Genomic DNA, 20,324 nt, shown 5'->3' with positions numbered 1-20,324 from the left:
AATGCGAGGTTACCGCAAGATGGAAGAGATGTCCGTTGTCGCCACGACGAATTTTGACACGAACTACGAGCTGCACCAGAAGCACCAGAAGCACCTGAAACGCAAGGGCTTGCAGCCGAAGACAATCGACGCGTATTCGCGCGCCGTGCGCCGGGTGGGAGACTACTTCGCTCATCAGATCGACGATCTGAGCGAGGCCGACCTGCTGGATTACTTTGCCGAGCTGCGTGAAACGCACTCCGGGAGTTCGCTCAAGCTCGATCTGTACGGTCTTAAGGCGATTTCTGTCAAAGAACATACCATCTTGCTTGTCTTTTCACCCGTCTTCTGTGTTACGACAACAGTTTCATAGTTCGACTATGCGCCTGTTGTCGCGCCTTGAAGCCGACCGAAAATCCGGCGCAATCTGGTACGTTCTTTTCCGGCAATCGCCTAAGTTCTAATTTGGCGCAATTCCACGGCGTGCGGCCTCAATGGTCGCGATATCAATTTTTCCCATGGACATCATCGCTTCAAATGCGCGCTTTGCCGCAGTGCGATCTGGATCGATGATTGCCTCAGTCAAGGCCAACGGGGTAATCTGCCATGAAAGGCCCCATTTGTCCTTGCACCAGCCACAGGCGCTCTCAGTCCCGCCATTGCTGACAATTGCATCCCAGTAGCGATCGGTCTCAGCTTGATCCGTGGTTGCAATTTGAAATGAGAACGCCTCGGTCTGTTTGAATGCGGAACCACCGTTGATTCCTAGACAAGGTATTCCCATCACAGTGAAGAGCACAGTTAACACCTGACCTTCCCTGCCGCCAGGGAAATCGCCTGGCGCGCGGTGAACACCGTCGACCGAAGAATCGGGGAAAGTAGCGGCGTAAAATGCTGCGGCATCTTCGGCGTCAGCGTCGTACCAAAGGCAAATCGTATTTTTAGCAACTTTCGACATATCGCTCCTTTGCTCGGCATCAATGTTTCGCATTCGCCGTGTGGGTACCCACGGTGCTTCGGGTACACGGCCCAAGGTAGACGTCAGCGCAGCTGCGCGGCTTTATCGCGCAGCGTCCGTGTGGACTGCCGGGTAGGGCTATCTGTGTTTGAGCAACTCATCAAGCGCGAGGCCAATGTCTTTGGCGAGCTGACGGAGCAAGATCGGTGAGATGTCTCGAGCTTGATGAAACGGCACGGTGGTGCAGCGACCGACAGCATCGCGAAATGGCTTGTGCGAGCCGGTTTGGCGGACTTCCGAGAAGCCGAGTCGGAGAAGAATGGCAATGACCTCGGTGGGCTTGAGGACGGGAACGTTGCCCATAGCTCAAGCTACGGCAACGTTTTGAACCCCAACAAACTCGGACTCAAGAGTGGGTTCACCGTCTTCCAGAAGCATTGTGACTACCTCGTGGAGATTGTGATTGACTTCATCCAAGGTTTCTCCCTGGGAATGAGCACCGGGAAAACCGGGAACGAAACCGACGAACAGGCCTGTTTGTGGGCAGCGTTCGATTACCGCTGAATAGACTTTCATGGCTGGCTCCGAAATCATTTGCGAAAGCAGATTATCATTCTACGCTCTGCGATAGGCAACCGGCGATGCCCAACGTGGAAGGGAGGGGCGGCCGAATCGCGCAGCGCGGAGGGAAGCAAGCAGCGCAGCTGCTTGGCCGTCCCACTCGACAGCCGGGTTGGGCGTCATCTTCGGCCTACACTGGAAATCTCTCGAAATAAGGAAGTTCATGAATATGCTCCATCCACTCCAGCCGTTCGGCCGTCTGTATTTGCACTGTTGGTGGTAGTGCCTCCGGATGGTCAAGCGTTGAGGACTGTACGTCGACAATTCCAGGGAGTACGTCTGCATTCCGGTAGAACAACCCGCTTCCGCAGTCAGCGCAGAAACTCCGCATGGCAGTACCTGACGAGTTAATCGTCTTCGGCTGCCCTTTCGTCAGGGTCAAGGCAGTTTCTGGAAACATTGCCCAAGCCACCATGGGCGCGCCTGCGCTTCGTCGGCAGTCGCTGCAGTGGCACAAGGCAACGACCTTTGGTTCACCCGAGAGCTGATATCGAATGGCGCCACATAAGCACTGTCCAGAGTAAGTCATAACGGAAACTCCTTGGTATTCTACGAGTAGTCACCAAACGCGAATCAGGTTCAATAAATCGATGAACTCATCGCAGCCTCAAGTGGCGAGATTCGGCGAGATTCGGCGATATTCGGGGACAGACCACGGTTCGGAGATTCGGAGATTCGGGGACAGATCATGGTTTAGAACCGGGTTTTGGGCGTCGTGAATGCGATCCTGGCTCCGGAAAACCGTGGTGCGTCGCCTGTTTCCGCTGTTTCCGCCTGTTTCCCGCCTCCCCTGTTTCCCGCCATCCTGAACGCGTGCCAAATCACAGGCGCCGATCTACGCGGCAGGTTTGCTGGCGCGGGCCGGTGACTTGCGCTCGGATTTCTTCTTCAGGCCCAGCGAGGCGACCTGGTCGGAATTGGGGCCGAATTGGGCGATGACCTGGTCTTTGACGCCGAGAATGAGATTGTGATACTCCCACTGGATGGCAACGTTGGCGTCGCGAGCGGCGTTGAAGGCGTTCTCGGCGCGCAGCTCGGCTTCCTGGGCGGCGTGCAGGGCCTCGTTCTTGGCGGCCAGGGTGGCGAAACTGTAGGCCGGGTTGGCCGGGCTGTAATCGGTGATCGCCTTGACCGCCAAGAAGGTTCTTTCATCCGCCTGGAGTATTTCTGCCTGCAGACGAACGTTCTCGTTCTTTGCCATTTTTTTCTCCCGGAAAGTGAAGTTGCCGAGGAGCGGATTACCCTCGGAGAAGAGATTAGGACCGGGCCGCCAAAATTGTCAACACGTTTCGTGGCGCGTGCGCGCAGCGGCCACCGGGCCCGCTGATAATGCGCACAGCTTGATCCGTGCCGGCAATCTCTCCTGCCGAATCGGCTACTGCATGACCAGGGAGGCGGCCGCAGGCATCCGGGAGGCATCCCGACGCATCAGGGAAGCATCGTTACGCCTCGTGGAAGCATCCCGACGCGTCAGGGAAGCATCGTGACGCCTCATGGAAGCATCCCGACGCATCAGGGAAGCATCGTGACGCCTCATGGAAGCATCCCGACGCGTCAGGGAAGCATCGTGACGCCTCATGGAAGCATCCCGACGCGTCAGGGAAGCATCGTGACTCGTCAGGGAAGCTCCGATCCTTGCATCGACCAGGCCGGCACGGGTTTGCTGGTGGGCGGCAGCGACCATGGTCTTGCCGGCGCGAGCTGTCAGCGAGCTGGTCGGGGCCTGGGCGACGATTGACCGTGCTTGATGAGGGCAGCGACAGTCGGCGACTGCAGGGCTAACGGTCATGACATGTCGAGATACCCCGAATCATGAAAGTCATGACCGTTTTCCCTCTTCCCCTGACCCTTCTCCCGCGAGGGGAGAAGGGAGTTTCGTGAGTCGCTTGCGCGACTTTCACATTAACGGTCATGACACGTGGAGACACACCAAATCATGAAAGTCATGACCGTTTTCCCTCTTCCCCTGACCCTTCTCCCGCGAGGGGAGAAGGGAGTTTCGTGAGTCGCTTGCGCGACTTTTACATTAAGAGAGCAAAAAAAAAAGAAAGAAAAAACAGGGGCCAGGCTCACATATCCAGTGACTTCTGGTCCTGTGGTCCCGTTTCTTCAAGCATTGCCTTCCGCGGCCGACCCCGCGGGCAAATTTCGCGCCGCTGTCCAGTGGCCCGTTCGATGCTGTCGATAAACCGAGCATCCCCGAGCGGCTGTCCCTGATCCAAGGCCATGCGGATGTCGCTGATTGCCTCGCTATCCAGTACCGGGCGGAACAAGGAGCGAGAGTTCACCAGCCGGTCAGCCTCGTTTGCGCCCAGACTGGAATACAGCGCATGCGGAGTCAGCAATGAGTCCCTCTGCCCCAGTCCGTTCGTCCGATAACTACTCCAGCGATAGTGCGCCGGGTCATCGACCATCGCTGCGCGCACGGGATTGAGTTCGATATAGCGCTGACAAAGGCGTAGATAGAAATCGGCCTGCACCAGGGAAGACTGGTAGCGGCTGTCCCACAAGGTGCCGGTGCGACGGTACGACTTGTTGATGTACTGCACGTAGCGCCGGCCCAGCGAAATCATCAGCCGGGAGACAGCCTCGGATTCCGGCGCAGACAGCAAGCCGTGCACGTGCTTGGTCATCTGGACGTAGCCGTGCAGCGCGCAAGCGGTGGCTTGGCGCGCCTCGCCCAGCCATTCGCGGTAGGCGAGGTAGTCTTCCTCAGCGAAGAAGCAGGCGTCGCGCTTATATCCCCGCTGAACGACGTGCAGGGGAAAACCTGGGAGATGAATGCGGGGACGACGGGGCATGTCGTTGAGGATGGCAGGCTCTTCCAGTTAAATCGGGCCTGGGCCCTTTTGCTAATGAATGGGTTAGCCCTTTGTGGGTAATGAAACATAGGAATGCGCTCACTAACGGCACCACTGTTGCTCGCACGGTACGCCATCGTTGTTGCCATCCATCTGGACGTTTGGGCAGTTTCTCAAGAAGAATGTGGCCTCGGTGCAGGAAGTCATCTGTGAGCAATGAGTCCGACCGTCGCACCGAAAGGCCGATGGCGCCAATTGATCGTTGTGTTGAACTGCGGCAGGCGCTTGCCGCATAGCGCGACGAGAGTATTCACCGTAACTATAGACGAGCAAGGCACCAATAATCACAAGGGGAACGATGCGCCCAAGAAGGCTAGGTTTTTCGTGGCGACTACGGGTCGCTGGCTGTTGGTTAGAAAGCCGAATCACGCGATTGGGGCACAAGAGGTTTTTTGCTTTTCTCTTTCCATTCTTGTCTGTTTCTATCTCGAAAGAGAGTAACTCACCTATGGACGGACGCTGACCATCCCGAGGAAAGGCTGAAACATGGACAAAGACCTCAGCGGTGCCGTCCTTTGTTGGTGTGATGAATCCGAAACCTCGTTCATCATCCCATTTTGAGAGAGTGCCTTCGATACGCATATCAATAAAATCGCTAACGTAGAGTTCAGGCGACTTGCGCGGTTTTATGCGCAAGGTCGCCTGGAACGCCGGGTTGGGCCATTTCCACCACCCACAACCGTAATTGGCTGGGCTGTGGGAATGCCTGCGGAATTGCAGATAATGAGAATGGCAGTTCTAGTGCTTCGGCAAGCGGTGTATCCATGAGATTTCTTTCTCGGCTCATTTCAATCGCGAGTTTCAGGTAACGGCGAAGAAGCAAGATAGGGGGGAATTGGTTTTTCTCCACTAGCCATTCGAGCGCGTCACGGGCGCACTTTGAGCTATTGCATGAACGGCACGCCCAGACGAGGTTGTCGCCGGTGTTTGCGCCGCCCCGCTTTGTTGGAATGAGATGGTCAATAGACAAATAGTCGCGACTCCCGCAGTAGCAGCAAGCCTGGGGCAGCACCATCTTCAAGCGTTCATCGTCAGCTAGAGGGCCAATGCTCATGGTCTGATTATTCAGGCCTTTGTAGAGGCGAGAACGAATCATGAACTGTGTGCGCCCGTACTTTTCGGCTTTCGCGGTAATGGATGAGTGCGCCATCGCAAGGTTCGCGTATGACCAGTGCAGCAACTCGCCAACGGTGTTGATTTCCATGTGTCAGGCCCAAGGTTTAGTCGACACCGATTTCGGCATATATCTCGGCGCGCCCAAGTGTATACGCTTGTCCGGCAGGCGTAAGTCACTGATTTGCATAAGGGCGTCAGACATGCGCGCACCTGATGAGTCGCAAAACACAGCTTCTGAACCTGAGCTCCTCGACCAACTTCGAGATTGCATCCGCCTCAAGCAACACAGCATACGAACCGAGGCCCCGTATGTCCACTGTGACAGGTGGTATATTCTCTTCCACCACCAGCGTCACCCCCGGGATATGCGTGCTACCGAGGTGGCGGCGTTTCTTGCGCATCTGGTAGTCGGCGGAAACTTCGCCGCGGCGACGCAGACGCAGGCCTTGTCGGCGCTGCTATTCCTCTATCGCGAGCTTATGGGCGTCGATTTACCGTGGCTGGATGACGTGCTGCGGGCAAAGCGGCGGCAGCGTATGTCGGTGTTTCTCTCGCGCGCAGAAGTCCCGCGGGTGCTCGAGCGCATGGAGGGCGTCCATGCCTTGCTTGCCCGCCTGCTTTGCGGCACCGGCAGGCGCCTGATGGAGGTGATCCGTTGGCGGGTGAAAGACGTGGATTGCGAGCGTGGCGAAATCCTGATGCGTGACGGCAAAGCTGCGCAGGATCGGGTGACCATGTTGCCCGAGGCGGTGGTGGCAGATCTGCGAGCTTACTGCGTAAAAGTGGCTACGACATGCGCACGGTACAGAAACTCCTCGGGCGTGCCAACGTGCCGACGTGGCGACGACGATGATCTGCACGCAGGTACTCAACAAGGGCGGGCGAGGGGTGCGCAGGCTGCTCGACGCTTTGACCAGCGTCGTGTTGCGTTCTTGATGAGACTTTCGGCAAGCCTCTCCTACCCTCCGTCATTGCGAGGAGGCGAAGCCGACGCGGCAATGCAGAGGTTTGGCTTTGCGCGTGGTCACCATGTCAAGGCGCTGGGAAATAGTGAGAGGATGGAACTGGATTGCCGCGTCGGCTGCGCCTCCTCGCAATGACGTGGGGGGTGGTGTGGTGCCGCGTTCACCGTTCACCATTCCCGACGCGGCCTTCAGCAAGCATGACAGCGGCGCGAAACCCGCGCGGTAGCCGGAATTTATAGCTTCGCTACTGCGTGCAACACTACACGCGCGATGCGATGCGATGCGGGGCGAGTCGGAACCGTCTGCCGACTAGCAACGCTTGATTCAGGATTCCTTGACCCCCACCCCGTGATTCGCCCGATGCAGCCTTCCGGCAAGCCGCTTCAGCAACAGCAACAAATCATCCACGTAGGTAAACACCACCGGAATCACCAGCAAACTCAGCACCGTGGACGTCAGCAAGCCGCCGATCACCGCGATGGCCATCGGCGAGCGGAAACTCGGCTCGGCGCCAATCCCCAGGGCGATCGGGGTCATGCCGGCGACCATGGCGATGGTGGTCATGAGGATTGGTTTGGCGCGTTTGTGGCAGGCGTCGATGAGGGCTTCGAAGCGCGCCATGCCGTGCTCGCGCCGGGCCATCACCGCGTATTCGACGAGCAGGATGGAGTTCTTGGTGACGATGCCCATGAGCATCAGCAGGCCGATCACCGACGGCATCGAGAAGCTGTTGTGGGTCACCAGCAGGGCGAAGAAGGCGCCGCCGACCGATAGGGGCAGCGCGGCGAGGATGGTCGCCGGTTGCAGGAAGTCGTGGAAGAGGAGGACCAGGACGACGTAGATGCACAGGACGCCGATCAGCATCGCCGAACCGAAGCTGCCGAAGAGCTCGGCCATGCGCTCGGCGTCGCCTGATGGCGGGCGGCTGATTCCGGGCGGCAGGCCCTTCAGCGCGGGCAACTGGTTGGCTTCGGCGACGACGGCGCCGAGGTCGCGGCTGCCGAGTTCGACGTCAATGGTCACGTTGCGCTGGCGGTCGAGGCGGTCGATTTGCGCCGGGCCGCTGCCCAGGCGGATGTCGGCCACCGCCTCCAGCGGCACGGCGCCCTTGTTGGCCGCTACGCGCAACTGGCGCACGGCGTCGAGGTCGTGACGCAGGTCCTCGTCGAGGCGGACGCGGATGGGAATCTGGCGCTGTGCGAGATTGAGCTTGGGCAGTTTGGCGTCGTAGTCGCCGGCGGTGGCGATGCGGATCACTTCGGCCATGGCGGCGGCGGTGACGCCGAGGTCGGCGGCGCGGGCGTAGTCGGGCGTGAGGTGGATTTCCGGGCGCTGCAGACTGGCGCCGGAAGTGACGTTACCGATGCCCTTGACGGTGCGTAGCTCGGAGGTGACGGCCTGGCTGGCCAGGCGCAAGGCTTCGGGGTCCTCGCCGGCAAGCACCAGCTTGAGGTTTTCGCCGGTCTGCCCGGCGCCTACCGAGACCCGCGCGCCGGGCAGGACGGCCATGCGCTTGCGGATGTCGGCTTCGATGACTTTCTGTTTGGCACGGTCGTGGCGCGAGACGAGGTTCACGGTCAGGATGGCCTTGCGCACATCGCTGCCACTAGCGCCCGCGAACGGGCCGTCGTTGCCGCCCGAACTGCGCCCGACGGCGCTGAAAACACCCGTTACCTCGGGCATTTCCTCGAGCAGCCGGCGGGCCTGCGCGGCGACGGCCAGCGTCTCCTCGAGCGTGCTGCCCGGTTGCAGTTCGATGTTTACCTTGGTCTGCGCGCGATCGGCAGCGGGAACGAAGCCGGTCGGCAGCAGCGGCAGCAGCGACAGCGAGCCGACGAAAAAGAGGATCGCGGCCAGCGCGGTCGTCTTGCGGTGCTGCAGACACCAGGCTGCCGAGGCGAGAAAACGGGTCATCAGGCGGCTGTCGGCCGGCTGCGCGCCGTGCGCCTTGAGGAAGTAGGCGGCCATCATCGGCGTCAGCAGGCGCGCCACGAGCAGCGAGGCGAGCACCGAAACCGCCGCGGTGATCCCGAATTGCTTGAAGAACTTGCCCGGCACGCCGCCCATGAAAGCGGTCGGCAGGAATACCGCGACCAGCGTGAAGGTGGTGGCGATCACCGCCAGGCCGATTTCGTCGGCAGCTTCGGTGGCGGCTTCGATCGGCGTCTTGCCCATGCGCAGATGGCGGACGATGTTCTCGATCTCGACGATGGCGTCGTCGACCAGGATGCCGACGACCAGCGCCAGCGCCAGCAGGGTCAGCGTGTTGAGGCTGAAGTCGAAGTAGTACATGGCGGCGAAGGTGGGAATGATCGACAGCGGCAGCGCCGCCGCCGACACCAGCGTCGCACGCCAGTCACGCAGGAACCACCAGACCACCAGGATGGCCAGGAAAGCGCCTTCGAAGAGCAGTTCCATCGAACCGTCGAAGTTGTCCTGCACCGGTGCGACGGTATTGAACGCTTCCTCGATCTGCAACTGCGGGTGTTGCGCCTGCAGCTTGAGCACCGCCTGCCGTACCGCTGCGGCGACGGCGACTTCGCTGGCGCCCTTGATGCGCGTGACCTCGAAGCTGACCACCGGCTGGCCGTCGAGCAGGGTGATGGTGCTGCGTTCGGCGACGCCGTCGCGGACTTTCGCCACCTCGTCGAGGCGGACGCTGCGCCCGCCGGACAGCGGAATCTTCAGCGCGGCAATCTCGGCGACCGTGCCGACCGCCGCCAGCGTGCGCACTGACTGGATGCCGCTGCCGATGTCGCCGCGGCCGCCCGAGGCGTCCTGCTGCACCTGCCGCAGCAGGGTCGATATGTCGCCGGCGCTGACGCCCAGGGCGGCCAGGCGGGCGCTGTCCAGATCGACCTGTACTTCGCGGTCGACGCCGCCGATACGGGCGACCTTGCCGACGCCTTTCACCGCCAGCATGGCTTTGGCGACGTCGTTGTCGACGAACCACGAGAGCGCCTCTTCGTCGCTGCGCTCGGAATGTACGGCGTAGGTGAGGATGGCGCTGCCCGAAGTGGTGACCTTGGAGACCACCGGGTCGCGCATCGCCGCCGGCAGGTCGGCGCGCACGGTGTCCAGCGCGTTGCGCACCTCGTTGAGCGCGATCTCGGCGTTCTTGTCGATATTGAAAGCGACCTTGATCGATGCCGAGCCGTCGGTGAGGGTGGTGGTGATGTGTTCGATGCCGCCCAGCGAGGCGACCTGATCCTCGATCTTGCGCGCCACCTCGGTTTCCATCTGCGCCGGTGCAACGCCTTCGTAAGTGGCGGCGACGGTAATCGTCGGCAGTTCGATGTCGGGGAAGTTCTGGATGCCCAGCGAGCGGAAGCTGCTGATGCCGAGGAAGGTCAACAGGGCGAAGAGCAGCACTGCCGGAACCGGGTTGCGGATAGACCAGGCAGAGAAGTTCATCTGGCCGCCTCCGGCTGCGTTGCTGCCTGCGCCTCGGCGGCCGGCGTTGCTGGCCTGGCCTGCGCTTGCTGGGGCGCTTCTGCGCCTGCCGCCTCGGCGCTTGCTGCCGCTTCGACGCGTACCGCGTCGCCGTCGTTGAGGAAGGCGCCGCCGCTGGCGACGAAGCGTGCGTCGGCCGGCAGCGCTGCGAGGATTTCGACCTGGCCGTCCTGGCGGCGACCGGTGTCGACCTTGATCTGGCGGACGACATTCTGCGCGTCGACCTGGAAGACGTAGCTGTGACCGTCGCGCAGGATCACCGCCGAAGAGGGCAGCGCGTTTGCCGAGCTGCTGCCGGTGAGAATCTCGCCGCTGGCGAACATGCCGGCGCGGGCAGCACTGCCGGTCGGCAGATCGACATAGATCAGCGCCTTGCGCGTCGTCGGGTCGAGCGTTGGTGCCAGCATGCGCACACGGCCATTGATCTGCGCACCATCGGCCAGATGCAGCCTGGCCGTCTGGCCGGGCGCCACGCGCGGCAATTGCTCGGCAGAAACTTCGGCACGCCACTCCAGGCGATTGCCGCGCAGCATGCGGAACAGTTCGTTGCCGGCTTGCACCACGCTGCCCAGCGTGGCGTTGCGGCTGCTGATGACGCCGTCGTCAGGGGCGACAATGCGCGTCTGCGCGAGGCGGACACGCTCGCTCTTGAGCGCTGCTGCCGCTGCGTCGACCGACGCTTTCGCGCTCTGCTCGGCGATCAGGTATTGATTGATCAGCTGCTCGGACATGGCGCCACTGCCCTTGACCCGGCGCGCGCGGTTGGCGTTGGCCTCGGCTTCGCTGACGGCAGCCCTGGCCCTTGCCAGGTTCGCCTCCTGCTGCGCCAGGCTGGCGTCGACACTGTCGCGCGCGAGCTCGGCGAGCAACTGACCACGGCGCACGACGCTGCCGACGTCGACGGCGACCTCGAGCACGCGCAGACCACTGGTCTCGGCGGCGATCACCGCCTCCTGCCACGGGAAGACGCCACCACTGACGCTCAGTTGCTGCGACCAGGTGGTCTGTTGCGCTTGTACGGTGCTCACCGCCAGCGCCGTGCGCTTGGCAGGAGAAGTCGGCGTTGCGCTAGCGGCCTTGGCGTTGCCGCTGCCGCTGTGGCTGCGCTCAGAGGCAAAATAAAAGGCAGCGAAGGCCGCGCCGAGCACGAGTACGGCGACGCTGAGGACGGTGGTCAGGCGAGTTCTGGAGGGAGAAGAGGAGGGCATCGGATTTCAGTGAGACGGGCGTTGGGCGGGTGTGTTCGCATGTCTGGCAAAGGCCGCGTGCCGCGGCAAGGGTTCTCGCCGCCGGCTTCGGCCTTTGCGCAATGGCGGCTGGCCGGGTCGAGCAGTGGCTTGGCCATCAATCATCAATCGCGTTTCTGGAGACCAAGCAGACATTATTGCCACTGGCGGGTTAACCGCCGTCGTGGTTTGCAAAGACAGGTAAAGACGTGGCGTTGAAGGAACTCCGTGATCTGCAGGTGAGTGGGGGGGAGCGGGGAGAGCGGGAGAGCGAGGCTGCTACGGGTACCGCTGCCCCGCCCTCCCGCGTCATTGCTCAGCCGCTGTTGCGCAGCCCGGCGGCGATGCCGTTGATGGTGATCAGGCTGCCGCGCTTGAGGCGGATGTCGTCGTCGCCGGCGCGCAGGCGGTGCAGCAGTTCGACCTGCAGGTGGTTGAGCAGGTCGATGTAGGGGAAACGGTTGCGCATCGAACGCTGCAGCAGCGGGTTGTCGGCGAGCAGCTCGTCCTGGCCGTTGATGGCCAGCAGCGCTGCGCGCGTGGCCTGCCATTCTGCGCTGATGCGCGCGAAGATGCTGCTCCGCAATTCGGCGTCGCTGACCAGTTCGGCATAGCGCGAGGCGATCGCCAGGTCGGACTTGGCGAGCACCATGTCCATGTTCGACAACAGCGTCCGGAAGAACGGCCAATGGCGGTACATTTCCTGGAGCAGTGCCAGACCGTCGGGCCGTCCTTCACGCCAGCGCTTGACAGCGCTGCCAAAGCCGTACCAACCGGGGAGCATCAGCCGGCATTGTGCCCAGGAGAAAACCCAGGGGATCGCGCGCAGGTCTTCGATGCGCTCGGAGGCGGTGCGCGCGGCTGGCCGGCTACCGATGTTCAGTGTCGCGATTTCGAGGATCGGCGTTGATTCACGGAAGTAGCGGGTAAATCCGGGGGTTGCGTAGACCAGCTGGCGGTAGGCCTGGAAAGCCAGCGTCGACAGCTCTTCCATCGCTTGATGGAAAGCGGCGGTCGGCAGGTCGTCGCGGTCGACGCCGAGCAGGCTTTCTTCGAGCGTTGCGGCGGCGAGGATTTCGAGGTTACGGCGGCCGACTTCGGGATTGGCGTACTTCGAGGCGATGACTTCGCCTTGCTCGGTGATCCGGATCTGGCCGGCCACGGCTCCCGGCGGCTGCGCCAGGATGGCATCGTAGCTGGGTCCGCCGCCACGGCCGACGCTGCCGCCGCGGCCATGGAACAGGCGCAGGCGGATGCCGTGCTCGGCAAATACCTGCGTCAAGCCAATTTCGGCCTTGTACAACTCCCAGCCCGAGGTCAGGAAACCGCCGTCCTTGTTGCTGTCCGAATAGCCGAGCATGACCTCGTGTTCGTCGCCGCGCGCGGCGACCAGCGCGCGGTAGGCGGGGAGCGCGAAGAGCTGCTGCATCACCGCCGGCGCGCGCTGCAAGTCGTCAATGGTTTCGAACAGGGGGATGATGTTGAGCGCCAGCCCTGGCCTTTCGCCGGGCACCAGCATACCGCCTTCCTTGAGGAGCAGGGCGACTTCAAGGAGATCGGAGACGCCGTCGGTTTTCGAGATGATGCAGTTTGGCAAGGCGCTGGCACCGTAGCGCTGACGCAGCTCGTGGGCGGCAAAAAAAATCGCCAGTTCGCCACGCGTTTCGGGTGAATAGTCGATGTGTGGCGAGTAGAGTGGTCGCGGGCTGGTGATCTCCTCGCTTAACAAGGCAATGCGTGCCGCCTCGTCGAGATCGGCGTAGTTGGCGCAGCACTTGGCCCGCAAAAGGAGTTCGCTGACCGTACGGGCGTGCACCTCCGAATTCTGGCGCAGATCGATCGGCGCCAGATGGAAGCCGAAGACACCGATCGCACGGAGCAGGCTGCGCAGGCGGCCAGCGGCGATCAGCTCGGCGCCGTTGGCGATCAGCGAATCGACCAATACCTGCAGGTCGGCGACGATTTCTTCGGGATTGGCGTAGGCTTCTGCGATGCCAACGGCGTGTTCCGGCGACTCGTGCTGGTCGAGCGCGCTGGAGGTCGCTGCGAGGCGCGCGTAGATGCCGGTCAGCGCCCGCCGGTAGGGCTCGTCGAGGCGCTGCGGCGCGCTGTCCGGTGAAGCTTCGGCGAGCGCTGCGAGGGCGTCGGAAACTTCGACCAGGGTGTGTGACAGCGGCAGCTCGCGACCGAGCGCGTGGATCTCGCCCAGATAAAAGTCGAAAGCGGCTATCGACTGCCGGCGCAGGCTTTCACGCAGCACCTCGGCGGTGACGAAGGGATTGCCGTCGCGGTCGCCACCGATCCACGAGCCGACCCGGAAGAAGTTGGGCAGTGCCCACTTCTGGCCAGGAAAAGCTTGCCGAAGCTGGTCTTCGAACTGGCAGTAGAGGCGCGGCAGTTCAACGAAGAAAGTCTCGTCGAAGTAGCTGATGCCGTTCTTGACCTCGTCGATCACCGCCAGGCGCGTCGAACGCACCATGCGCGTCCGCCACAGTGTCAGCACCGCACGGCGCAAGGCGACCTCGTTGTCGGCGAGTTCGCTCGGCGTCAGGCGCAGCCGATCGCGGTCGTCGAGCAAGCCCCTGACTTCGTGTTGGCAGAAGAGAATGCTCTTGCGACTGACCTCGGTCGGATGGGCGGTCAGCACTGGCGAGATGAGCGCCTGTTCGAGGCAGGCGCGCAGGCCTTCGGCGTCAATGCCGGCGGCTTGCAGGCGGGTCAGCGCCAGCTCCAGGCTGCCGTCACGTGCGGGTGAGCCGATCATTTCGTGCGCTCGGCGGCGACGGACGTGGTGCTCGTCCTCGGCGATATTGGCCAGATGCAGGAAATAGGTGAAGGAGCGGATGACCGCCAGCATCGTGTCGCGTGGTAGCTCGGCGAGGATTCTCTCCAGCTCGGCGCGCGCGTCTTCGTCGAAATCACGATCGAAGCGCACCGAATTCTGGCGGATACCTTCGACGACGTCGAAGACCTCGCTACCCTCCTGCTGACTGACGGTGTCGCCGAGAATCCGGCCCAGCAGCCGAATGTCCTCGCGCAGGGGAAGGTCCTTGTCGGTTTCGGTGGTGCTTGGATCCAGAGAATTCATGTGTCGACCTTTTTGTCTGCGGGGTAGGTGCTCAGGCAGGCGATTATAGGTCCTCCCGGCGCGCAGCTGCCTTCGTCGACCATTCGCGAATCTGATCGATGGTCGCCGTGGCGCCGCCGCAGACGATGAACAGCACGCGAGAAAAGCCGGCGAGCGCCCGTGAGCCTGCGTAGGCCAAGGCCAGGCTGGCGCCACAGGCGGGTTCGACGAGCAGTCGGTGATCGGCGAGAAAACGCTCGCAGGCCTCGAGCGCGGCGTGATCGGAGACGACGACGCTGCGCATCGAATGCGTTTTTGACCACTGAAACGCCTGCTCACAAACGCGCTTGGCGCCGAGCGAGGTGGCAACGCTGCTGATGCTGGCGAGCTCGATCAGCTTACCGGCCTGCAGCGAGCGATTGAACGACGCTGCGCCGGCGGTCTCGACAGCGATCACCGGCACCTGCCCGAGACCGTTGCGTCGCAGGCCTTCGATGACCCCGCAGAGCAGGCCGCCGCCACCGACCGACAGGACCACGGCGTCCGGCGTCATGGTCGAGCGGGCGAGTTCGTCGATCATGGTCGCATGCCCATGCCACAGCAGCGGGTCGTCGAAGGGGTGGAGAAAGGCGTCTGCCTCCTCGATCATCGACTGCGCCAGGAGGTTGGCTTCGTGCCAGGAAGCACCATGGACGATGATCTCGGCTGCTTCCTGCCGCAACAGCTCTCTGGCTCTTGCGGAGGTGGTTTCCGGCACCACCACCGTGACCGGGGTCGACAGCCGGCGGCCGGCATAGGCGACCGCCAGTCCGGCATTGCCGCCGGAGGAGGAAACAAAGCGGCGTGCGCCACGCCGGCTGTACTCCTCGCAGGCCGCGCCGATGCCGCGAATCTTGAACGATCCGGGTGGCTGCAGCGCTTCCAGCTTGAGCCAGACGGAACAATTGGCCGTGCTGCTCAGCGGCCGGGATTCGATGAGCGGGGTTTCAATATGTAGTGGCATTCTGGCACCGGGTTCCTTACCGTAAAAGTCGCCATAGGGTCGGTTGCACGACGCCAGTCACCGGCAGGGTGTTTTTGAGCTACCATGTTCATTGAGGGGTGTTATCCCTCGCCTGCAGGACTGTTGCAGTTGCTTGTCGTTATCCCTTAATTTTTCAAGGAGAGTTTCGATGCTACGTCAATTAGCCATAGGTTCAGCATTCGCGGTTTTAGCAGCAGGTAGCGCTTGGGCAGGCGAATACGGTACGCCGGCCGAAGCCAAAGCCATGCTCCAGAAGGCGGTCGCCGCGGTGAACGCCGACAAGGCCCAGGCCCTGGCGATGTTTAGCAAGGGCGAGGGCGGTTTCAAGGACCGCGACCTGTATCCCTATTGCGGTGGGCCTGACGGCAATTTCACTGCCCATCCGTCGCTGGTCGGCAAGAGCCTCAAGGATCTCAAGGACAAGGCCGGCAAGCCCCTCGGCGTCGAGGTCTACGCGGCCGCCAAGGATGGAGTGATTGTCGAAGTCTCCTATATGTGGCCGCGTCCCGGCCAGACCGATCCGGTGAACAAGGTGGTGTACGTGACCAAGGTCGGCGACCAGGTTTGTGCGGTCGGCTATTACAAGTAGAGTTCTCGCCGCCGGACCCGCGAGATTGCTTGCCACTGGTGTAGCGCCGTGATTGGCGTGAGACAAAAAAACCCCGCTACGGCGGGGTTCTTTTTGTGTGGTCGGTAGCGCTCCGTCGCTCAGTACACTTCCGGAATGAAAGTCTGATCGGACATCGGCGGCCGCACGTAGCCGGTTTCCTCCTGCCGGGGCGGCAGGACGATTGGCTCTGGCGTCAGGTCTTCGTAGTCGATCATGTTGAGCAGATGGGTGATCACGTTCAGGCGGGCGCGCTTCTTGTCGTCGCCATCGACGACGTACCAGGGCGCTTGCTTGATGTCGGTATGGGCGAACATGTTGTCCTTGGCCCGCGAGTACTCGACCCAGCGGGCGCGCGATTGCAGGTCCATCGGGCTGAGCTTCCAGTGCTTTTCCGGATGGAAAATGCGTTTCTGGAAACGGCGCTCCTGCTCCTCGTTGCTGACCGAGAACCAGTACTTGATCAGGATGATGCCGCTGCGCACGAGCATGCGCTCGAACTCCGGGCAGCTGCGCAGAAACTCGCGGTATTCCTCGTCGGTGCAAAAACCCATCACTTGTTCGACGCCGGCCCGGTTATACCAGCTGCGATCGAAGAGCACCATTTCGCCGCCGGCGGGAAGGTGCTGCACGTAACGCTGGAAGTACCACTGGCCGGTTTCCCGGTCGGTGGGCGCCGGCAGAGCGGCGACGCGGGTGACTCGCGGACTGAGGCTTTCGGTGATGCGCTTGATCGTTCCGCCCTTGCCGGCGGCGTCGCGCCCTTCGAAGAGGACGACGACTTTCAGTTTCTTGAACTTGATCCACTCCTGCAGCTTGACGAGTTCGACCTGCAGTTTCGCCAGTGCTTTCTCGTAGTTCTTCGTCTTCAGCGGCGTCTTGCGCGTGCTCTTGATGCTCTCCACTTCCTTTGTCGCTGCCGTGGCTGCTGCCGGTTTTTCGGCTGCCGGCTTCGCTTTCGCTGTCTTCACGGCTTTCTCCTCCTTTGCCTTTGCCTTTTCCGGCGCCTTCTTCGCTTCTTCTGCGGCGACTTTCGCTGCCGGCTTGGCTGCCGCTTTGGCCGGAGCGCTGGCCGGAGGCGCGGCCTGGTCCACGGTCACGCTTTCGGTGCTGGCTTGATCGCTTGTGGGTACGACCTCTGCTTGCTCGGTATTGACTTCACTCATTGATGCCTCCTTGGTGTGGCTAAAAAGCGGATTGGGGATGAAAGCGCGTGCTCGGCGGTGCTGCAGTTTATGGGGATGTGATGTTCCCTTAGCGATACCGCGGCAACCGGAAAACCGCGAACTGCAGCGCCAAGCGACGGCAGCGTTCTCGTTGCCGGGAAAAAGATAGTTCAGTGCGACCGTGAATTACTGGCATGCTTCTTTTTCTCGTTGCGCCTGAACGACCATGGGCGGCAATTATCATGCATTTTTCCGCAGAGATGAAGATTTTGGCGCACGAAACGTGCAATTGACCTTTGCAACTACAAAAAAGTTCGGCACCAGTTGTTGCCGATCGCCGTCTTGGCGGCGTGTTCGACAGAGTCGCAAAAAAAAACGAGCACCAGCTGGGCTGGCGCTCGTTGCTGTTTCCGCGGCGTTCGGAGAGCAGGCGGACGCTGTGCTCAGGCTTGCTTTCTCTGCGCCAGCCGTCCGCCGGTGTGGCCGCTGTCGGCGAACGATTTGCGGGAAGCGAGGCTTTGGGTGAAGCCCGGCGTTCAGGCCAGTTTGGCGAAAGCTTCGATGACTGCGGGGGGGGCCTGGACCATTTCAATCAGGACGCCTTCGCCACCGATCGGGAATTCATCATTGGCTTTCGGATGCATGAAGGTGATGTCGAAGCCGGCCGCACCCTTGCGGATTCCGCCCGGTGCGAAGCGCACGCCGTTGGCCGAAAGCCACTCGACTGCCTTCGGCAAATCGTCGATCCACAGGCCGATGTGGTTGAGTGGCGTGACATGCACCGCAGGTTTCTTGTCCGGGTCGACCGGTTGCATCAGATCGACTTCGACCTTGAACGGGCCGGAGCCGATCGCGGCGATGTCTTCGTCGACGTTCTCGCGTTCGCTAACGAAGTTGCCGGTGATTTCGAGGCCAAGCATGTCGATCCATAACTTGCGCAGTTTCATCTTGTCAGGGGCGCCGATGGCGATTTGCTGGATACCGAGGACTTTGAAGGGACGTTGGCTCATAGGGAGTTCTTTCTCTGTGGCGGAAGGAAAAAAAGCGCTCGCTGCGCGACCTCAGTCGCGAGCGGAACGACGTATGGCGGTGGCGGCTGCAATTTCACCACTGCGGGAAAACGCTTCGACATTCTCTTCAATGGTATCAGGGTCGTAGACGTAGTTCACCATCAGTCCGTACGACTGCTGGCCGCCGCGCGCGGAGGTGTCGGCCAGATAATTGAGGCGTTCGATGCGTGCGCCGTTGCCGAGGTGAAAGCGGGCGACCGGGTCGTACGCTTGCTCACCCTTGCGGGCGGTTAGCAGGTAACGTGCGGCGAGGCGTGTCAGCCCGTGCTGCAGGCTGGCGGCCAGCTGCTCGTCCGCGGCCCAGTTCTGCGCAGAAAGCAGCGCGGCAAGATCGGCAGCACTGGCAATTGGCGCCATCTCAGGCGGCAGCCGCCGCTTGATCTTGGCCAGGTCCGCGTCGGTGAATGCTTTTGGCCAGGCTTCCGGCTGGCTCTCGGCCCAGCGTCGGAAGTTGGGCAGCGGCGAAAGCGTGGCAAAGTTGGTCAGCTTCGGGTAGTCCCGTTTCAGGTCGTCGACCACCCGCTTGAGCAGGAAATTGCCGAAGGAGACGCCGCGCAGGCCCGGTTGGGTGTTGGAAATCGAATAGAAGATCGCCGTGTTGGCACGCTGCGCGTCGAATACCGGCGCATGCTCGTCGAGAAGTGCCTGAACGTTGTCGGCCAGGTGCTCGGTCAAGGCGACCTCGACGAAAATAAGCGGCTCCATCGGCATGCGCGGATGAAAGAAAGCGTAGCAACGGCGATCGGAATCGAGACGATTCTTGAGGTCGCTCCAGGAACGGATTTCGTGCACCGCTTCGTACTGGATCAGCTTTTCCAGCAGGGCGGCCGGCGAGCTCCAGGTGATGCGCTGCAGTTCGAGGAAGCCGACGTCGAACCAGGCACTCAGGCGGGACTCGAGCTCGCGGTCGAGCGAACGCAGGGCGGGATCCTTGTCGAGAAAGCGCAGCAGATCGGCGCGTAGATCAACGAGAAACTTGACCCCCTGCGGCAGGGCGTTGAATTGCGTGAGGATGCGCAGTCGCGACGAGCGCATGGCCTTACGCAGGGCCGATTCGGCGGTCCACTGCTGATCGCTACCGACCGCCGCCTGATAGTCGGCGTGGGCCCTGGCAACCGACTGCGGGTCGGGACCGAAGTCATTGGCGATGGTGCTCAGGAAAGTGGTGCGGCCGTCGTCATTGAGGTGCTGATAGGTTTCAGACAGCAGGGCGGCGCGTTGGCGGACCGAGACTTCACCGCCGACGCCACTGGCGCACTCGCGCAAAAGATCGCGAACGCGACCAAGGGGTTTTCCTTCCAGCTCGAGTGGGCCGGGACTCTCGAGCAGTTTGCGCACCCGGCGCAGCCCCCGGACAACAAAGCCCTCTGACATCCTTTTCTCCTCCGTCCCGCGGCAAGCGGCGCGTCTCGCTCAGATGCGTTGGCGATGGGCGAGGACGACCAAAAGCAGACCACAAAGAATCATCGGCAGGGACAACCACTGCCCCATGCTGACGGTAAATGACAGGCCAAGGATACCATCATCAGGAGATCGGAAATACTCGGCGAGCCAGCGCAGGCTGCCGTAGCCGATGAGAAAGACACCCGAAATGGCACCGCGCGGTCTCGCTCGGGCCGAGTACCACCAGAGCAGAACGAACAGGGCCAGCCCTTCGAGGCCCGCTTGATAGAGCTGCGAGGGGTGGCGAGGCAAGTTGTCGACCCAGGGAAAAACCATCGCCCACGGCAGCGCAGGGTCCGCCACGCGGCCCCACAGCTCGCCGTTGATGAAGTTTCCGATGCGTCCGGCGGCGAGACCGAGCGGCACCAGCGGGGCAATGAAATCAGTGATTTCGAACCAGGTCCTGCCGATCTTGCGGGCGTACAAGGCCATCGCCACGAGGACGCCGAGGAAGCCGCCATGGAAGGACATGCCACCCCGCCAAACGGCGAGAATCTCGAGCGGGTGTTGCAGGTAGTAGCCTGGCTGATAGAAGAGAATCTCGCCCAGACGGCCGCCGACGATGACGCCGAGAACGCCATAGAAGAGCAGGTCGTCGAGCTGGCGCACCGTCCAGCCGCTGGCGGAGAGCTGTGGATGGCTCAGGATGCGCTGCCGACCAAGCCACCAGAACTGCAGGAAGGCGGCCAGGTACATCAGTCCGTACCAGTGCACTTTCAGTGGGCCGAGGGCAAGCGCGACGGGGTCGAACTGGGGATGGATCAACAC

19 protein-coding genes are annotated in these 20,324 nt (G+C 61.9%); 3 read left to right on the top strand and 16 right to left on the bottom strand.

Annotated elements, in window-relative coordinates; translation table 11 throughout:
* Positions 1 to 19: 19 nt before the first annotated feature.
* The gene (locus tag QZ648_RS14435) at positions 20 to 352 is read left to right on the top strand and encodes a phage integrase N-terminal SAM-like domain-containing protein (RefSeq protein WP_366144150.1); all 333 of its coding nucleotides are present in this window, start codon (positions 20 to 22) and stop codon (positions 350 to 352) included.
* An 87-nt stretch (positions 353 to 439) separates the two neighbouring features.
* Here the strand turns inward: QZ648_RS14435 and QZ648_RS14430 are convergent, their stop codons facing one another.
* The 8 genes from QZ648_RS14430 to QZ648_RS14395 all read right to left on the bottom strand — a co-directional run bounded on the left by QZ648_RS14430 (position 440) and on the right by QZ648_RS14395 (position 5,623).
* Entirely contained in the window at positions 440 to 937 is a 498-nt protein-coding gene (locus QZ648_RS14430) for a VOC family protein (RefSeq protein WP_169066399.1), read from the bottom strand.
* Positions 938 to 1,075: 138 nt separating this feature from the next.
* Positions 1,076 to 1,300, bottom strand: coding sequence for a type II toxin-antitoxin system HicA family toxin (locus tag QZ648_RS14425; protein ID WP_291997459.1), 225 nt, complete (start codon positions 1,298 to 1,300; stop codon positions 1,076 to 1,078).
* 3 nt (positions 1,301 to 1,303) lie between these two features.
* A complete protein-coding gene (locus QZ648_RS14420; RefSeq protein WP_291997458.1) occupies positions 1,304 to 1,513 on the bottom strand; it encodes a type II toxin-antitoxin system HicB family antitoxin in 210 nt (69 codons plus the stop codon).
* 175 nt (positions 1,514 to 1,688) lie between these two features.
* On the bottom strand, positions 1,689 to 2,087 hold the full coding sequence (locus QZ648_RS14415; protein ID WP_169066389.1) for a GFA family protein: 399 nt from the start codon (positions 2,085 to 2,087) through the stop codon (positions 1,689 to 1,691).
* A gap of 306 nt (positions 2,088 to 2,393) precedes the next feature.
* Positions 2,394 to 2,759, bottom strand: coding sequence for a hypothetical protein (locus QZ648_RS14410; protein WP_169066390.1), 366 nt, complete (start codon positions 2,757 to 2,759; stop codon positions 2,394 to 2,396).
* Positions 2,760 to 3,627: 868 nt separating this feature from the next.
* Entirely contained in the window at positions 3,628 to 4,359 is a 732-nt protein-coding gene (locus tag QZ648_RS14405; RefSeq protein WP_291997457.1) for a transposase, read from the bottom strand.
* 102 nt (positions 4,360 to 4,461) lie between these two features.
* Positions 4,462 to 5,001, bottom strand: a complete 540-nt coding sequence (locus QZ648_RS14400) for a cold shock domain-containing protein (RefSeq protein WP_291997598.1) — start codon at positions 4,999 to 5,001, stop codon at positions 4,462 to 4,464.
* 25 nt (positions 5,002 to 5,026) lie between these two features.
* Positions 5,027 to 5,623 (bottom strand): HNH endonuclease, encoded by a 597-nt coding sequence (locus QZ648_RS14395; RefSeq protein WP_291997456.1) that lies wholly within the window; start codon positions 5,621 to 5,623, stop codon positions 5,027 to 5,029.
* Between the two features lie 112 nt (positions 5,624 to 5,735).
* On the opposite strand from QZ648_RS14395, the gene QZ648_RS14390 reads away from it, so the two are divergent.
* Positions 5,736 to 6,635, top strand: a complete 900-nt coding sequence (locus QZ648_RS14390) for a phage integrase N-terminal SAM-like domain-containing protein (protein ID WP_366144149.1) — start codon at positions 5,736 to 5,738, stop codon at positions 6,633 to 6,635.
* Between the two features lie 189 nt (positions 6,636 to 6,824).
* Here QZ648_RS14390 and QZ648_RS14385 read toward each other — a convergent pair whose 3' ends face one another.
* The 4 genes from QZ648_RS14385 to QZ648_RS14370 form a co-directional block, all read right to left on the bottom strand.
* Positions 6,825 to 9,914 (bottom strand): efflux RND transporter permease subunit, encoded by a 3,090-nt coding sequence (locus QZ648_RS14385; protein WP_291997455.1) that lies wholly within the window; start codon positions 9,912 to 9,914, stop codon positions 6,825 to 6,827.
* Positions 9,911 to 11,161: an efflux RND transporter periplasmic adaptor subunit gene (locus tag QZ648_RS14380; protein WP_291997454.1), complete on the bottom strand. Its 1,251-nt coding sequence runs from the start codon at positions 11,159 to 11,161 to the stop codon at positions 9,911 to 9,913. The genes QZ648_RS14385 and QZ648_RS14380 overlap by 4 nt, the downstream gene beginning before the upstream one ends.
* Before the next feature lie 334 nt (positions 11,162 to 11,495).
* Complete coding sequence (ppc, locus tag QZ648_RS14375) at positions 11,496 to 14,267, bottom strand: phosphoenolpyruvate carboxylase (RefSeq protein WP_291997453.1); 2,772 nt, start codon at positions 14,265 to 14,267, stop codon at positions 11,496 to 11,498.
* A gap of 43 nt (positions 14,268 to 14,310) precedes the next feature.
* The gene (locus QZ648_RS14370) at positions 14,311 to 15,249 is read right to left on the bottom strand and encodes a pyridoxal-phosphate dependent enzyme (protein WP_291997452.1); all 939 of its coding nucleotides are present in this window, start codon (positions 15,247 to 15,249) and stop codon (positions 14,311 to 14,313) included.
* Between the two features lie 169 nt (positions 15,250 to 15,418).
* Here QZ648_RS14370 and QZ648_RS14365 point away from each other — a divergent pair, with 169 nt between their 5' ends.
* Complete coding sequence (locus tag QZ648_RS14365) at positions 15,419 to 15,859, top strand: cache domain-containing protein (RefSeq protein ID WP_169068284.1); 441 nt, start codon at positions 15,419 to 15,421, stop codon at positions 15,857 to 15,859.
* Positions 15,860 to 15,978: 119 nt separating this feature from the next.
* Here QZ648_RS14365 and ppk2 read toward each other — a convergent pair whose 3' ends face one another.
* The 4 genes from ppk2 to lgt all read right to left on the bottom strand — a co-directional run bounded on the left by ppk2 (position 15,979) and on the right by lgt (position 20,324).
* Positions 15,979 to 16,782, bottom strand: a complete 804-nt coding sequence (gene ppk2, locus QZ648_RS14360; RefSeq protein WP_291997597.1) for a polyphosphate kinase 2 — start codon at positions 16,780 to 16,782, stop codon at positions 15,979 to 15,981.
* A gap of 797 nt (positions 16,783 to 17,579) precedes the next feature.
* Positions 17,580 to 18,053, bottom strand: coding sequence for a VOC family protein (locus QZ648_RS14355; protein ID WP_169068286.1), 474 nt, complete (start codon positions 18,051 to 18,053; stop codon positions 17,580 to 17,582).
* Positions 18,054 to 18,104: 51 nt separating this feature from the next.
* The gene (locus QZ648_RS14350) at positions 18,105 to 19,487 is read right to left on the bottom strand and encodes a malonyl-CoA decarboxylase (protein WP_169068287.1); all 1,383 of its coding nucleotides are present in this window, start codon (positions 19,485 to 19,487) and stop codon (positions 18,105 to 18,107) included.
* 39 nt (positions 19,488 to 19,526) lie between these two features.
* Complete coding sequence (lgt, locus tag QZ648_RS14345; RefSeq protein ID WP_169068288.1) at positions 19,527 to 20,324, bottom strand: prolipoprotein diacylglyceryl transferase; 798 nt, start codon at positions 20,322 to 20,324, stop codon at positions 19,527 to 19,529.

The sequence above is a fragment of the Candidatus Accumulibacter sp. ACC012 genome, from assembly GCF_907163155.1.
In the GTDB taxonomy this organism is placed as follows: Bacteria; Pseudomonadota; Gammaproteobacteria; order Burkholderiales; family Rhodocyclaceae; genus Accumulibacter; species Accumulibacter delftensis.
The sequence above is the reverse complement of the archived record's forward strand: the minus strand, read 5'-3'. Positions and strand labels throughout refer to the sequence as shown.